Annotated in this window: 17 protein-coding genes; 11 read left to right on the plus strand and 6 right to left on the minus strand. The window is 64.6% G+C overall.

The window, feature by feature from the left end; all coding sequences use genetic code 11:
* The first annotated feature begins 28 nt into the window (after positions 1 to 28).
* The 5 genes from metX to ACUJB0_RS09320 are packed head-to-tail and all read left to right on the plus strand — an operon-like array spanning position 29 to position 4,811.
* On the plus strand, positions 29 to 1,183 hold the full coding sequence (gene metX, locus ACUJB0_RS09300) for a homoserine O-succinyltransferase MetX (protein WP_444844983.1): 1,155 nt from the start codon (positions 29 to 31) through the stop codon (positions 1,181 to 1,183).
* Entirely contained in the window at positions 1,180 to 1,791 is a 612-nt protein-coding gene (gene metW / locus ACUJB0_RS09305; RefSeq protein WP_161098331.1) for a methionine biosynthesis protein MetW, read from the plus strand. Before metX ends, metW begins: the two co-directional genes overlap by 4 nt.
* Before the next feature lie 2 nt (positions 1,792 to 1,793).
* The gene (locus tag ACUJB0_RS09310) at positions 1,794 to 3,047 is read left to right on the plus strand and encodes an AmpG family muropeptide MFS transporter (RefSeq protein ID WP_444845553.1); all 1,254 of its coding nucleotides are present in this window, start codon (positions 1,794 to 1,796) and stop codon (positions 3,045 to 3,047) included.
* Positions 3,034 to 3,924 carry a M48 family metallopeptidase gene (locus tag ACUJB0_RS09315; protein WP_444844984.1) on the plus strand — a complete coding sequence of 297 codons (891 nt, stop codon included), beginning with the start codon at positions 3,034 to 3,036 and terminating at the stop codon, positions 3,922 to 3,924. Before ACUJB0_RS09310 ends, ACUJB0_RS09315 begins: the two co-directional genes overlap by 14 nt.
* Positions 3,924 to 4,811, plus strand: a complete 888-nt coding sequence (locus tag ACUJB0_RS09320; protein ID WP_444844985.1) for a pseudouridine synthase — start codon at positions 3,924 to 3,926, stop codon at positions 4,809 to 4,811. Before ACUJB0_RS09315 ends, ACUJB0_RS09320 begins: the two co-directional genes overlap by 1 nt.
* 106 nt (positions 4,812 to 4,917) lie before the next feature.
* On the opposite strand, the gene ACUJB0_RS09325 is transcribed toward ACUJB0_RS09320, so the two are convergent.
* A complete protein-coding gene (locus ACUJB0_RS09325; protein WP_117012813.1) occupies positions 4,918 to 5,685 on the minus strand; it encodes an exodeoxyribonuclease III in 768 nt (255 codons plus the stop codon).
* Between the two features lie 76 nt (positions 5,686 to 5,761).
* Here ACUJB0_RS09325 and pyrE point away from each other — a divergent pair, with 76 nt between their 5' ends.
* From pyrE to ACUJB0_RS09340, 3 genes are all read left to right on the plus strand, one after another.
* A complete protein-coding gene (gene pyrE / locus ACUJB0_RS09330; RefSeq protein ID WP_444844986.1) occupies positions 5,762 to 6,427 on the plus strand; it encodes an orotate phosphoribosyltransferase in 666 nt (221 codons plus the stop codon).
* A gap of 76 nt (positions 6,428 to 6,503) precedes the next feature.
* Positions 6,504 to 6,875, plus strand: a complete 372-nt coding sequence (locus tag ACUJB0_RS09335) for a DUF4279 domain-containing protein (protein ID WP_444844987.1) — start codon at positions 6,504 to 6,506, stop codon at positions 6,873 to 6,875.
* Positions 6,875 to 7,738, plus strand: coding sequence for an alpha/beta fold hydrolase (locus ACUJB0_RS09340; protein WP_444844988.1), 864 nt, complete (start codon positions 6,875 to 6,877; stop codon positions 7,736 to 7,738). The genes ACUJB0_RS09335 and ACUJB0_RS09340 overlap by 1 nt, the downstream gene beginning before the upstream one ends.
* A gap of 3 nt (positions 7,739 to 7,741) precedes the next feature.
* On the opposite strand, the gene ACUJB0_RS09345 is transcribed toward ACUJB0_RS09340, so the two are convergent.
* The 4 genes from ACUJB0_RS09345 to ACUJB0_RS09360 all read right to left on the minus strand — a co-directional run bounded on the left by ACUJB0_RS09345 (position 7,742) and on the right by ACUJB0_RS09360 (position 11,465).
* The gene (locus tag ACUJB0_RS09345) at positions 7,742 to 9,010 is read right to left on the minus strand and encodes a TonB family protein (RefSeq protein WP_444844989.1); all 1,269 of its coding nucleotides are present in this window, start codon (positions 9,008 to 9,010) and stop codon (positions 7,742 to 7,744) included.
* Complete coding sequence (locus ACUJB0_RS09350; protein ID WP_117012818.1) at positions 9,007 to 9,378, minus strand: BlaI/MecI/CopY family transcriptional regulator; 372 nt, start codon at positions 9,376 to 9,378, stop codon at positions 9,007 to 9,009. Before ACUJB0_RS09350 ends, ACUJB0_RS09345 begins: the two co-directional genes overlap by 4 nt.
* A 114-nt stretch (positions 9,379 to 9,492) precedes the next feature.
* Entirely contained in the window at positions 9,493 to 10,791 is a 1,299-nt protein-coding gene (locus ACUJB0_RS09355; protein WP_444844990.1) for an ATP-binding protein, read from the minus strand.
* Positions 10,788 to 11,465: a response regulator gene (locus ACUJB0_RS09360; RefSeq protein WP_444845554.1), complete on the minus strand. Its 678-nt coding sequence runs from the start codon at positions 11,463 to 11,465 to the stop codon at positions 10,788 to 10,790. Before ACUJB0_RS09360 ends, ACUJB0_RS09355 begins: the two co-directional genes overlap by 4 nt.
* A gap of 195 nt (positions 11,466 to 11,660) precedes the next feature.
* Here ACUJB0_RS09360 and ACUJB0_RS09365 point away from each other — a divergent pair, with 195 nt between their 5' ends.
* From ACUJB0_RS09365 to ACUJB0_RS09375, 3 genes are read left to right on the plus strand one after another with little or no spacing between them, the layout of a single operon-like run.
* Complete coding sequence (locus tag ACUJB0_RS09365; RefSeq protein WP_444844991.1) at positions 11,661 to 12,239, plus strand: porin family protein; 579 nt, start codon at positions 11,661 to 11,663, stop codon at positions 12,237 to 12,239.
* Between the two features lie 7 nt (positions 12,240 to 12,246).
* Entirely contained in the window at positions 12,247 to 13,011 is a 765-nt protein-coding gene (locus ACUJB0_RS09370) for a MipA/OmpV family protein (RefSeq protein ID WP_444844992.1), read from the plus strand.
* A 5-nt stretch (positions 13,012 to 13,016) separates the two neighbouring features.
* Positions 13,017 to 13,697 carry a hypothetical protein gene (locus tag ACUJB0_RS09375; RefSeq protein WP_444844993.1) on the plus strand — a complete coding sequence of 227 codons (681 nt, stop codon included), beginning with the start codon at positions 13,017 to 13,019 and terminating at the stop codon, positions 13,695 to 13,697.
* Here ACUJB0_RS09375 and ACUJB0_RS09380 read toward each other — a convergent pair.
* A complete protein-coding gene (locus tag ACUJB0_RS09380) occupies positions 13,686 to 14,276 on the minus strand; it encodes a nucleotidyltransferase family protein (RefSeq protein WP_444844994.1) in 591 nt (196 codons plus the stop codon). The genes ACUJB0_RS09375 and ACUJB0_RS09380 overlap by 12 nt on opposite strands.
* Positions 14,277 to 14,280: the final 4 nt, after the last annotated feature.

Raw genomic sequence — 14,280 nt, forward strand, 5'->3', positions numbered from 1 at the left:
GGGCCGACCCCTATAAAAACTAAACCACATGCCATCCTTAGGATACGTTACTCCGCAAACCATGCATTTTGCGCAGCCGCTGGCGCTGCAGAGCGGCGCCTCGCTGCGCGACTACATGCTGATGTATGAAACCTACGGCACCCTCAATGCCGACAAATCGAACGCGGTGCTGGTCTGCCACGCGCTCAACGCCTCGCACCACGTGGCCGGCGAATACGAAGGCCAGCCGAAAAGCCAGGGCTGGTGGGACAATATGGTCGGCCCGGGCAAATCGCTCGACACCGACAAGTTCTTCGTCATCGGCATCAACAACCTGGGCTCGTGCTTCGGCTCGACCGGGCCTATGCACGTCAATCCCGCGACCGGCAAGCCATACGGCGCGGCCTTCCCGGTGGTGACGGTGGAAGACTGGGTCAACGCCCAGGCGCGCCTGGCCGATGCGCTGGGCATCACGCAGTTCGCCGCCGTCATGGGTGGATCGCTGGGCGGCATGCAGGCGCTGGCCTGGTCCATCATGTACCCGGACCGCCTGCGACATTGCGTGGTGATCGCGTCCACCGCCAAGCTGTCGGCGCAGAACATCGCCTTCAACGACGTCGCCCGCCAGGCCATCCTGTCGGATCCCGACTACCACGGCGGCGATTTCTACGAACACGGCGTGGTGCCGAAGAACGGCCTGCGCGTGGCGCGCATGGTCGGCCACATCACCTATCTGTCCGACGACGACATGGCGGAGAAGTTCGGCCGCAAGCTCAGGGACGCTGCCGAGGCGGGCGACTACAAGTTCGGCTTCGGCGTCGATTTCGAAATCGAATCCTACCTGCGCTACCAGGGCGACAAGTTCAGCGAATACTTCGACGCCAACACCTACCTGCTGATCACCAAGGCGCTCGACTATTTCGACCCGGCGCGCGCGCACGGCGGCGACCTGGCCAAGACGCTCAGCGGCACCAAGGCCAGGTTCTTCCTGGCCTCGTTCACCACCGACTGGCGCTTCTCGCCGGAGCGCAGCCAGGAGATCGTGCAGGCGCTGATCAGCAACCGCCGCCAGGTCACCTACGCGGAGATCGACGCGCCGCACGGCCACGACGCCTTCCTGCTGGAGGACCCGCGCTACATGAAGCTGGTGCGCGCCTACTACGACCAGGTGTGGAACGACATTAACGAGAAAGCGGCAGCATGAACTTCAACGATTTAAGCAGCGCCCGGCCGGACCTGGCCTTCATCGCCCACTGGGTACCCAAGAACGCCCACGTGCTTGACGTGGGCTGCGGCGACGGCGTGATGATGGACTATCTGCAGAGCGACAAGCAGTGCAGCGGCTACGGCATCGAGATCGCCGACGACAAGGTATTGGACAGCACCAAACGCGGCGTGCGCGTGATCCAGCAGGACATGGAGAAGGGACTGGCCCTGTTTGGCGACGACAGCTTCGACACGGTCTTGTGCCTGTCGTCGCTGCAGATGATGAAGCATGTGGAGCCGCTGCTGCGCGACATCGTCCGCGTCGGCAAGGAGGCCATCGTCTCCTTCCCCAACTTCGCCTACTGGCCGCACCGCGTGGCCTTGCTGAAGGGCCGCATGCCGGTGTCGGAATCGCTGCCGTACGAGTGGTACGACACGCCCAACGTGCGCTGCGCCACCATCAACGACTTCCGCGACCTGGCGGAGGAGTGCGGGCTGGAAGTGATCGAATGCGTGGCGCTGGCCGAAGGGCACCGCGTGTCGTTCCTGCCCAACCTGCGCGGCGACCTTGCCGTGTTCCGCCTGCGTAAAAAGGCCAGCCACTGATGATGCAGCCAACGAGCGCGCCCGGCTGGCGCACCTACCTGAATGGCCGCACCGTTTCCATCCTGTTCCTGGGCTTCAGCTCCGGGCTGCCGCTGTACACGCTGATCTACCTGATGCAGGCGTGGCTGGCCAAGTCCGGGCTGAACGTGAAGGCGCTCGGCCTGTTCGCGCTGGTGACATTCCCGTACACGTTCAAGTTCCTGTGGGCGCCGTTCATGGACCGCTACGCCATCGGCTCGCTGGGCCGGCGGCGCGGCTGGATGGCGCTCACGCAGCTGGCGCTGTTCCTGGTGATCGGCGGCCTGGGCATGCTGGATCCGAAGCAGGAGCTGACGCTGATCGCCGGCTGGGTGTTCCTGATCGCCTTCCTGTCGGCCAGCCAGGACGTGGTGATCGACGCCTACCGCCGCGAGATCCTGGCCGAGAACGAGCAGGGCCTGGGCGCGGCCATCATCGTCAACGCCTACAAGGCCGCCAGCCTGATACCGAGCGCGCTGGGGCTGGTGCTGGCGGACAGCATGTCGTGGCAGGCCGTGTTCTGGATCGTGGCCGCCTTCATGCTGCCAGGCTTTGTCTGCACGCTGCTGGCCAAGGAGCCCGCCGTGTATGGCGCGCCGCCGAAGAACCTGCAGGAGGCCGTGGTGCTGCCGTTCCGCGAATTCGTGCAGCGCGACGGCTGGAACCAGGCCTTGCTGATCATCGCCTTCGTGCTGCTGTATAAAATCGGCGACAGCATGGCCACCGCGCTGTCGACCAAGTTCTTCCTCGATATCGGCTTTACCACCAAGCAGATCGGCCTGGCGGCCAACGCCACCGGCTGGTGGGCGGCGCTGGCCGGCGGCGCCGTCGCCGGCATCTGGATGATCAAGCTGGGCATCAACCGCGCCTTGTGGGTGTTCGGCGTGATGCAGGCGCTGGCCATCCTGGGCTTCGCCTGGCTGGCCCGCACCGGCCCCGATCCGCTGTTGTTGAGCGCCGTCTTCGGCTTCGAAGCCTTCGCCAGTCCGGGCCTGGGCGCGGCGGCGCTGGTGGCGTTCATGTCGCGTGCCACCGATCCGCGCTACACTGCCACCCAGTACGCATTGTTTTCCAGTCTGGCCGCCGTACCGCGCACATTCATCAACTCCTCGGTCGGGTATATAGTGGCGGAAACCGGCTGGTTCTGGTTCTTTATTGTGTGCTTCATCCTGGCTTTTCCTGCCATGATGATGCTACCGAAAATCGCACCATGGAATACCAGGAATGAAAAAGCTTAAATTCAACGCCGCCTTGCTGGCGCTGGTCTGCTGCGCCGGCGCCGTTGCGCCCGTGGCCGTCCACGCGCAGGACGACGGCATTCCCGTGACCAGCATGTCGCGCCTGCGCGGCATCGGCGGCGACGCCCGCCAGTTCGACCAGCAATCCAAGCTGCAGTACGACCAGATGCTGGCCCAGGCCCACCAGAAGGACGCCGTCGCCACCGAGCGCAACCCGCAGCTGATACGGCTGCGCGCCATCGCCAAGCGGCTGATCCCGTTCACCTCGCGCTGGAACCCGGACGCCGCCAACTGGAAGTGGGAAGTCAACCTGCTCAATTCGCCGACGGTGAACGCCTTCTGCATGCCGGGCGGGCGCATCGCGTTCTACAACGGCATCCTGGTCAAGCTGAACCTGACCGACGACGAAGTGGCAATGGTCATGGGCCACGAGATCGCCCACGCGCTGCGGGAGCACGCGCGCGAGCAGGCCGGCAAGAACACCATCACTTCGGTCGGCGCGCGCATCGCAGGCGCGCTGGGTTCGGCCTACTTCGGCGTCGACCCGCGCCTGGGCGACGCGGCGGCCGGCATGGTGGCGCAGGGCGCGGCGCTGAGCTTCTCGCGCGGCGACGAGAGCGAGGCCGACCTGGTCGGCCTGGACCTGGCGGCGCGGGCAGGTTTCGATCCGCGCGCTGGCATCGCGCTGTGGCAGAAAATGAGCGCGGTGAACAAGAGTCAGCCGCTGCCCTTCCTGTCCACGCACCCGAGCGGCAGCAAGCGCATCGAGGACATGGAGAAGAATATGTACCTGGTGTTGCCGGTGTACGCGCGCGCCAAGGGGCTGGACCCGAACGCGCTGCCGCCGTATCACTCGCTGGCGCTGCCACGCTCGTAATGTCGCGCGCACCACTGCCGATGCGCGACGGTGTCGCGCCGAGTTACCTGTGGCTGCCGGAAGGGCAATGGCCGGACCTGCTGACCTTCCTGGTGGCGCGCTATCCCGATGTGACGGAAGCGTCGTGGCGCGACCGTATGGTGCGGCGCGAGGTGGTGGATGGCGACGGCAACGCGCTGACGCCGCACAGCGCCTACCGGCGCGGCATGCGCATCTTCTACTACCGCGAGCTGGATGCCGAGACGCCGATTCCGTTCGAGGAAGAGGTGCTGTTCATGGACGAGCATCTGGTGATAGTGGACAAGCCGCATTTCCTGCCGATGATACCGACCGGGCGCTTCCTGCACGAGACGCTGCTGGTGCGGTTGAAGAAAAAGCTGGGCGAACAGGATTTGACGCCGATTCACCGGCTGGACCGCGAGACGGCCGGCGTGGTGATCTTCTCGCGCCGGCAGGACAGCCGGGGCGCGTACCAGTCGATGTTCCAGAAGCGGGTGATCGAGAAGGAATACGAAGCGCTGGCGCCGCGCCTGCATGGCCGCGAGTTCCCCTTCACGTATCGCAGCCGCATGGTGGACGGCGACAAGTTCTTCATCATGAAGGAAGAGGCGGGCGAGCCGAATTCGGAAACGCTGATCGACGTCATCGAGCACCGCGCCGACTGCACGCTGTACCGGCTGCACCCGCACACCGGGCGCAAGCACCAGCTGCGCTTGCACCTGTCATCGCTGGGCATCCCCATCATCAACGACGCGTTCTACCCGGTAGCCTTGCCCTGCAAGCAGGACGACGTCTCGCAACCGCTGAAGCTGCTAGCCCGCCGCATCGCCTTCACCGACCCGCTGAGCGGCGAACGCCGCGAATTCAGCAGCCGCCGCAACTTATAAAATGGGGTCAAGTCTGACATTCGGACACGAGCTCTGCCGTAGACGCGCGTCTACGGCAGAGCTCGTGTCCGAATGTCAGACTTGACCCCAATGGGTTTGCAACGGTTTAGGCGTAGGTAATGGTCAGCGGCGCGTGGTCGGAGAACTTTTCTTCCTTGTAGATCGCGACCGTGGTGGCCTTGGCGGCGATGCCCGGGGTGGCGACATGGTAGTCGATGCGCCAGCCGACGTTCTTGGCGTAGGCCTGGCCGCGGTTGCTCCACCAGGTGTACTGCTCTTCGCGCGGATCGAGCCCGCGGTGCACGTCCACAAAGCCCACCTCGTCGAAGATGCGCGTCATCCATTCGCGCTCTTCCGGCAGGAAGCCGGAGTTCTTCTTGTTGCCTTTCCAGTTCTTCAGGTCGATTTCTTTATGGGCGATGTTCCAGTCGCCGCAGATCACCACTTCGCGCCCTTCGGCGTGCAGCGACTGCAGGTGTGGCAGGAACAGGTCCATGAAGCGGAACTTGGCTTCCTGGCGCTCAGGTCCCGACGAGCCGGACGGGCAGTACACCGAAATCACCGTCAGGTTGCCGAAATCGCAACGCACGTAGCGGCCCTCGGCGTCGAATTCCGGCGAGCCGAAGCCGATCACCACGCGGTCCGGCTCGATCTTGCTGTAGACGCCGGTGCCGGAATAGCCTTTTTTCTCGGCATAGTGGAAGTGGCCGTGGTAGCCGCCCGGGTTGAGGAATTCGGGCGTCATGTCCGGCGCCTGGGCCTTCAATTCCTGCACACAGACGAAATCGGCGTCCTGCGTGGCCATCCATTTGAAGAAGCCCTTGCTCGAGGCGGAACGGATGCCGTTCAGATTGGCGGAGATGATTTTTGGCATGGTCGATTCAATGCGTAAATTTTGGAATGCGCTAGTGTAGCGGTAAAATACAGGCACTTTACAGAAATGAGGCAGTATGGACAGCTTACGTCAGCAATTTATCGAATTTTCGGTCAAGACCGGTGTGTTGCGCTTCGGCGAGTTCACCACCAAGGCCGGGCGCCAGTCGCCGTACTTCTTCAACGCCGGCCTGTTCCACGACGGCGCCACGCTGGCCCAGCTGGCCCAGTTCTACGCGCAAACGCTGCTGGATTCCGGCGTCGAGTTCGACATGCTGTTCGGCCCCGCCTACAAGGGCATCACGCTGGCCTCGGCCACCGCGGTGGCGCTGGCCGGCAAGGGCCGCAACACCTCGTTCGCCTTCAACCGCAAGGAAGCCAAGGACCACGGCGAGGGCGGCACCATCGTCGGCGCCAAGCTGCAGGGCAAGGTCGTCATCATCGACGACGTGATCTCGGCCGGCACCTCGGTGCGCGAGTCGGTGGACATGATACGCGCCGCCGGCGCCGAACCGTGCGCCGTGCTGATCGCGCTGGACCGCATGGAGCGCTCGGGCAAGGACGGCCAGCTGTCGCCCAACTCGGCGGTGCAGGAAGTGGCCAAGACCTACAATATCCCGGTGATTTCAATCGGCAACCTGGACGACCTGTTCAGCTACCTGAACGGCGCCGGCGCCGATCCGCAGCTGGTGCAATACAAGGACGCGGTGGCCGCCTACCGCACCCGCTACGGTATTGTCTAACAAGCCATATTGCTAGACTTTGAAATTTCTTTGGTGTAACCTAATTCGGTATCCCGGAGACGATAAAGGCTAATTCATGAACATCGCAACCCTGAAGGTGCATGGCGACGACGAAGGTTTGATCGACGTCCGCGACGGCCTGCCGACCGAGCCGGACAGTGACTGGCAAAAAGGCGACGTCAAGCCCGACGGCCGGGTTCGCCTGGACTCCGGCTTCTACGTCGCGGTCGGTACCGACATGAATCCGGACGAACTGCTCAAGCAGATCCGCCACTACCTGGCCGAGTGCCAGGCGCGCGGCATCCACTTCGAGCGTTCCGACGTCGCGGCCGAGCTGCGCATCTCCTTCACCACCGAACGCGGCGAAGCCACCCCCAGCCTGGACTTCTCGCTGGCCGACCTGAAGCTGCTGGTCGAAATGGGCATCAATCTGAGCATCACCGCCTGATGCGGTTTGCCGAAGACCGCCTGGCCAGCTTCCGCGCCGGTCCGCAGGCCGAGCGCCGCGTCCACATCTGGGAGCCTGCCGGCGCCGCGCCGCGCGCGGTGATCCTGGCCATCCACGGCGGCATGGCGCACGCCGGCGACTACGTCACGCCGGCGCTGTACTTCCGCCAGCACGGCATCGCCACCGTGGCCTACGACCTGTGCGGCCACCAGGACGCGCGCCGCGTCGACATCCCCGGCTTCCATGTCTTCCTGGAGGACAGCGTGGTCTTCCTGCGATGGGTTAAGCAGCAATATCCGGACGTGCCGGTCTACGTGATGGGCCATTCGATGGGCGCGCTGATCGCCACCCACTTGGGCCTGGGCCACTTTGCCGGCGACGCCGCCATCAAGGGCTTCATCCTGTCGTCGCCGTACTACGTGAACGCGATCAAGGTGTCGCCGGTGCTGCAGGCGATGGCCGGCGTGCTGGGCGCGCTGGTGCCGCGCATGAAGGTGCCGCTGGCGCCGTTGACCGACCTGCTGACCCACGACAGCGCCATCACCGCCCGCCATCATGACGATGAGCGCGACGGCATTCGCGCCACCGAGATCACGGTCCGTTTCGCCAACGCGCTGACAAATGCGCAGCAGGGACTGGCGGCGCGCATGCCCGCATGGTCGCACCGGCTGTTCGCGGTGGTGGCCGGCGACGACAAGCTGGCCGACGCCGACGCGGCGGAGCGCATGCTGAAATCGGTGCCGCCGGCGCTGTTGACCTACCAGCGGCATCCGCAGAACTACCACGAGAACTTCAACGAACTCAATCGCGAGCAGGTCTTCGCCGACATCCTGGAATGGATGGCGTTAGGCCCTGCCCACTGAGGCTTACTCCAACACCCAGACGTACTGCAACTGCATCCAGGACTCCACTGGTTTGCCGGCCTTGAGGGCGGGCTTGAAGCCGCACTTCTCGATGCCGGCGCGCGCAGCTTCGTCCAGGTCCGGGTGGCCGCTGGATTTCTGCACCTGCGATTTCTTGAACTTGCCATCGGCGCCGATCAGGAACTTCAGCGTAACGGTGCCGCTTTCCTTGCGGGCCATCGCGCCTTCCGGCCATTTTGGCTTGTCGCAGGTGCTGAAGTCGGCCAGGGCGTGCACCGTCTGCTCGGCGACCTTGTCGGCGGCCACGGCCTCCGCGTAGATCGACATGCAGGCCAGCGCGAGTCCCAGCATCGGCACGGCGGCTTTCCAGTTCAAGGCCTTCGGGGCAGGGCGGCACAAACGTTGAATACGATCCATCAAATTTCCTCCATTGGCCGCTTGGGCCAGGTGGTGAGTTGAGAACTGGAGACGCTCCAGCTCCGAAAGTGCAAGGGCCAGACGCCGCGGTTCGCCGAGCTGCCTTGCTGCGAAATCATCCGCGATCAGTTCGCGCTCGACACGGATGCGGTTCGAAATCCACCAGACGGCAGGGTGGTAGAACAGCAGCGTTTCGATCACGTTCTGCAGCAGGTTGACCAGGTAATCGTGGCGCTGGATGTGCGCCATTTCGTGCGCCAGCAGCGCCTCCAGCAAATCGGGCGGCATGCCCGCCACCAGCGCGGCCGGCAGCAGCACCACCGGACGCCACCAGCCGGCGGTGATCGGACTGGCGATCGTGTCGACGATGCGCAGCCGCACCGCGCGTCCGACACCGAAGCGCGCCGCCAGCCGTTGCAGTTGCGCCTCCCAGCGCAGCTGGTCCTGGCGGTGGGCGCAGTCGCATTGTCTAGCGGCGCGGTCTATCCACAGCAGGCCGAGGATCATGCGCAGCGACAGCAGCATGGCGCACAAGGCCCACAGGCTGACGATGCCGCGCATTGAGTCGCGCAGGTCGAATGGCTCTCCGCCGCCGACCATGCTTTGCGCGGCGTGGCGCAGCAGGCCGGCGCCGATGACGGTGGCGCCGTCCGTGGCGCCGTACAGGCGCTGATACAGCTCGACCGCCGGCCAGCACAGGCAAGCCATCAGCGCCGAGCAGGCCACCAGGTAGCGGTATTCGGCGCGGCTGTTGCGCAGCAGCGTGAGGGCGATGGCGGTGGCGCAGCCCAGCAGCAGGCCTTGCCACAGGAAGTGCATCAATGTGAGGCCGAGGGCGAAAATGAAGGCGTTCATTTTTTTTCATCCTTGAGGATTTTCTCGATCTCTTCGCGCTCCTTCTTCGAGATCCCGGAGCGCAGCGCCGCCAGCACCAGCGCCTTGGCCGAGCCGGCGAAGGCCTTCTGCATCAAGTCCTTCAGCAGGTTGGTTTGCAGAGCGTCCTGCGCCTGCGCCGGCGCGTACACGTGCGAGCGCTGGCTCTCGTCGCGAATCAGGATGCCCTTGGTGTGCATGATCTGCATCAGGCGCAGCACGGTGCCGTAGGCCAGGTCCGGCTTCTCTTCCAGCATAGCTTCGTGGACCTGCTTGGCGGTGGCCGAGCCGAGTGGCCACAATGCCTGCAGCAGATCGAGTTCGGCGGCGGTTGGTTTGGGTATGCTCATGGTGTGTCTCTTGTCGGCTTGCTAAAGTATTTGTAGATTAGTCTGTCTAGACAAAAATGTATACTTTAGTTTTTAACGGTGCGGCAGCGTGTTGCTTTGCGTAGACAGAGTTGTCTACAAAGTGATGGTGAAGCGCGCGCCGCCCAGTGGGGAATCGTCGATGGCGATGGCGCCGCCGTGCAGCTCGACGGCTTTGGCGGTGATGGACAGTCCCAGGCCGTAGCCAGAGGTGGCGTAGTCCTGCTCGCGTTCCAGCCGGCAGAATGGCTCAAACACGCGCTCGCGCGCTTCGGGCGGGATGCCGGGGCCGTCGTCCTCCACCGCGATGCGCAGGGCGCCGCCATCGCGCGCGGCCGACAGCACGATGCGACCCTCCGCGTACTTGGCTGCGTTCCCCAGCAGGTTGTTGACGGCACGCGCCAGCAGGCGGGCGTCTCCTTGCAGCTCGCCCAGGTCGCCGGCGATGCTGGCGCTGAACCGCTGGCGCAACTGGGCGGGCGGCGTGCATTCCCGCAGCAGCGGCGCCAGCGCGAACGGCTGGCGTGGCATGGATTGCGCCTGGTCGAGCTGCGTCAGGCCAAGCAGCTCGTTGACCAGCGTTTTCAATTCCTCGACATCGATCTCCATCGCCGCGATGCGCTTTTGCAGCGCCGGATCGTCGGCCGCGTGGCGCTCGCGCAGCAGCTCCAGGCCGAACTCCAGCCGCGCGATCGGCGTGCGCAGTTCGTGCGACACCGAATGCAGCAGGTGTTTGCGGGCCTCCATCAGCGAGCCGATACGCTCGGCCATGTCGTTGATGCGGCCGGCCAGCGGCGCGATGCTGGACGCCGGCCGCACCTCGGCCCGCGCCGCCAGGTCGCCCTGGCCGAAATCGTCGGCCACCTTCGACAGCGCCAGCAAACCGCGCCAGTGCCGGCGCGACCACCAGCCTATCGGCACCAGCAGGAACAGCGCGATCACGGCGAAACGGATGGCCTCCATGCCCAGCGCCTGGCCGATGTCGATGGGCAGGCGCTGGGCGTGGATCACGTCGTCGTCGCTGCCGATGTAGCGCGCTCCGGTCGTGTCGACGCGGCGGTAGAAGCCTTTGCCGCCGACATCGATCACCACCGCGCCTTGCAGCAGCTGGCCGCGTTTGGAGGAGGGCAGCGCCGCCAGCACCTCCTTCAGCGGCTGCAGTTCAAGCGTGGCTTCGGATACCTCGCGCACCTTGTTCAGGCGCGGCAGCCATTCGTCGGCGGGCGCCTTGTCGATGTACTGCTCCAGCAGGAAGATCTGGCCGGCGGCCTGGCGGCGCGCGATCTCCTCCAGCGGATCGCCGAACAGGCGGCTGAAGGTGAAGTAGATCGCGCAGGTGGCCAGCGTGATGGCCAGCACCACCAGCAATGCGAAGCGCCAGAAAAGCCGGTTCATTCCCAGGCCGAGGGGCTGAACAGATAACCTTCGCCCCAGACAGTCTTGATGCGCTCGGAACCGCCGTCGCCGAATTTGCGGCGCAGGCGGGAGATGCAGTTGTCGATGCTGCGATCGAGACCGTCGAATTCGATGCCGCGCATCTTGACCAGGATGTCGTTGCGTGACATGACCTTGCCGGAGGCGCCGGCCAGGATCGCGAACAGTTTGAACTCCGCGCTGTTCATCGCCACTTCCGCGCCGCGCCAGTGGACCGTGCGGTTCTCGCGCGAGATGCGCAACTGGCCGATGACGATGTCGCTGCTGGCGGCGCCGCTGCCGCGCCGCTGCAATGCGCGCAGGCGGGCCAGCAGCACGCGGGGCTGCACCGGTTTGTTGACGTAGTCGTCGGCGCCCTGTTCGAGGCCGGAGACTTCGTCGAAGCTGTCCTCGCGCGCGGTCAGGATCAGGATCGGCACGGCGCTGAGCTGGCGCAGCTGGCGGCACACCACCAAGCCGTCGACGCCGGGCAGCGTCAGGTCGAGTATCACCAGGTCCGGCTGGGTATCGCGGAAATGGTCGAGCGCGCGGTCGCCGCGTGTCACCACGTCGACCGCGTAATCGTATTCGTCCAGGTATTCCTTGACCAGCGCGGCCAGCCGCGCATCGTCCTCCACCAGCATTACACGCTGCATCGCGCCTCCATTTTCGTGGGTATTGTAGTGGAGCGCGGCGCTCATGTGGCATTTTCGACAATCGGGTACACATTCGTACACTTTCTATACAAATGGCGCCTACAAATTGAGGACAATTCAAGGACAGACCGAAGCGGATTCCGCGGCGATGGGTGCCTAACATTGGAGGCTCCTACTTCAACCTGGATTCTGAATATGAAAAAAATCATCTGCACCGCATTCGTCGCCCTCGCCGCAAGCTCGCTGGCCCATGCCGAAGGAGTGTACGTCGGCGCGAATATCAGCCCCCAGACCAATGGCCATATCAAGTACACGGAGAACGGCGTGACGACCGAGCGCAGTGAGGTCAAGAAGGCGACGCCATTTGGTCTGTTTGCAGGTTACGACCTGTCGCCGGTGTGGGCGCTGGAAGCCGGCTACCGCACCGATAGCGGCTCGACCAGCTTCGATCTCAATCCCGGCTACCAGCTCAAGGCCCGCCTCAACACCGCCTATCTGGCGGCGCGCGGCGCGTGGAAGCTGAGCGAGGACTGGTCCCTGTTCGGCAAGGCAGGCGTTGGACAGGGGCGCCTGAAGATGGATATCAGCGGCAAAAACTCTCCGGCGGGGGCATCGGTGAACAAGACCGGCTTGTACCTGAGCGTGGGCGCCTCCTATCTGGTGGCCAAGGACGTGGCGCTGCAGCTGGAACTGGAACACACCAATAAACTCGAACATGACGGCTTCACCGCCAAGACTGATCGTTTCGCCCTGGGTGTGCGTTTCGATTTTTAAGGAATACATGAATAAGCTATCCCCGCTACTTTTGCTGTTGGCCGCATGCGTTCCGGCGCTGGCCGAAAACACCGCCGGATTGATGATGCCCGATGGGAGCAAGGACATGTACGCGGGGCTGGCCTTCACCACCAGGACGGCTGCGGCGGAGGGCGAGACGCGCCCCGTGATCCTGCGGCCGCTGTTCCAGGTCCAGTGGAGCAACGGGATCTTTGTGTCGGCCAACGGCGTGCTCGGGATGCACCTGTCCGAAACGGCTGGCGTGGAATATGGGCCGCTGATCCTCGCCAGCGATGCGCGCAATCCCGGTGACAGCCGGCGCCTGCATGGTACGCATCCGGTCCGGGGTTCGCTGGATGCCGGCGGTTTTTTCAACTACTACCTCGGCGACGAGACGCGGGTGACGTCGAACCTCGTGTATGACACCAGCGCCCATGGCTTCCGTGGCCAGGTGGGCATGCAGAAAACCTTGCCGCCGCCGGCGCCCCATCATACGGTGACGCTGTCGGCCGGCGTGTCGCTGGCCAGCGATCCGGTGATGCGCGAGTTGTATGAAGTCCGCACCGCCACCGGTGGCGTGCGCGATTACCGTCCTTCCGCCGGCGTGATGTCGGTGAGCGTGGGCGTCAACTGGAACTGGGCCTTGAGCAGCAAGTGGCTGGTCAACAGCTCGATCACCGGCGCGCGGTTGGGCAACGGACCTGCCGAAGCGCCCTTCGTCGACCGCCGCAATTTCATCACGTGGTCCAGCGGACTGGCTTACCGGTTTTAAGCGGCATGTTCAAACTCCTCCTGCTCTGTCTTGCCTTGCTGCCGGCGTTCGCCGGCGCGCAGGAGGACTCCGACTGGATCGAGTATCGCGACGCCTATCGCCAGATGATCTGGTTTGAGAAGTATGGCAAGCCCAAACAGTTTTTGCAGAACCACTTCCGGATACGTCCGCGCGACAAGAGCGTGCCGATGGACGGCCTGCGGCTGACGCTCAACGGCAAGACCGCCCATGTGGCGCTGCCGCTCGATGCGCTGGGACGCGCGGTGTTCCCGTTCTCCAAGGCGGCCTATGACGACAACGCGGAGCTGACAGTGAATCGCAAGGCGGGGCAGCTCAAGTCCGGCGCCTGGGTGTCCATCGTGACGCGGCCGGACGGCGTCTACGCCGCCGCCGACCTGCGCACCGCCTGCGACCAGCTGCTGGCGTATCTGCGCTACTCCGGCGAGGCCACAGGAAAGAGCTGCGCCGGCGTGCAGTTCTCGTATCCGAAGAGCGACACGTCGCAGGTGCGGTTCCATGCGGCCGGTGGCGCCGTCACCATGCTGGCGCCGAAGGAGGGACCGGCCTTCAGCGGCGATGTCGTCACTACGTTCAGGGTGTTCGTCTATCGCTTTGCCGCGCTGCCGGAGGCGGGGCAGGTGGTCACCAGCAGCACGCCGCTGGCGATTGCCGCGCTACTGGAGTGATTCGATAACCAGCAGCGGCCAGCGCTGCGCAAAGCGCTTGGAGACGACGCGGTGGCGGAAGGTGTGGACATCGGCGCGTGCCGGGTTGTGGCGTACGCGCAGTTCGAACAGGTCTTCCAGGCCGTGTGGAGCGATAACGCTGATGGTATCGTTCGCGTCGAGTGCGACGCCGATGCAGGTCGCATACTCCGGCCAAGTCGCCACGCCATCCTCCAGCGACAGCAGCGGCGCGACCTCGCGGCCGAATTCGCGCATGAACCATGTGTGAACGTGCGCCTGGTTGGTCACCTCCCATTCCAGCGCCGGCATCAGTTGGCGCAGCCGCGCCTCCAGTTCCGCGTCGCGCTGCGGTGGCGCGTCCGGGGCGAAGTGGACCAGGTCGACGTCGGCCAGCGGCATGGTGCTTGCGTGGCCGTGCAGCGCATCCCACACCAGCGTGCGCACGGCACCCGCGCCTATGCACCAGCTTTCCAGCCCGAGGCTGCGGGCGGCCAACAGCGCGGCCATCAGCTCCGCCGAGGAGCGGACCATGTCGATCAGGCGTTGCGTCAGCGGTGAGGGTAGGGGGCTAATGGTCATGGGG

Source organism: Duganella caerulea (assembly GCF_040362985.1).
Taxonomy (GTDB): Bacteria; Pseudomonadota; Gammaproteobacteria; order Burkholderiales; family Burkholderiaceae_D; genus Rugamonas; species Rugamonas vulcania.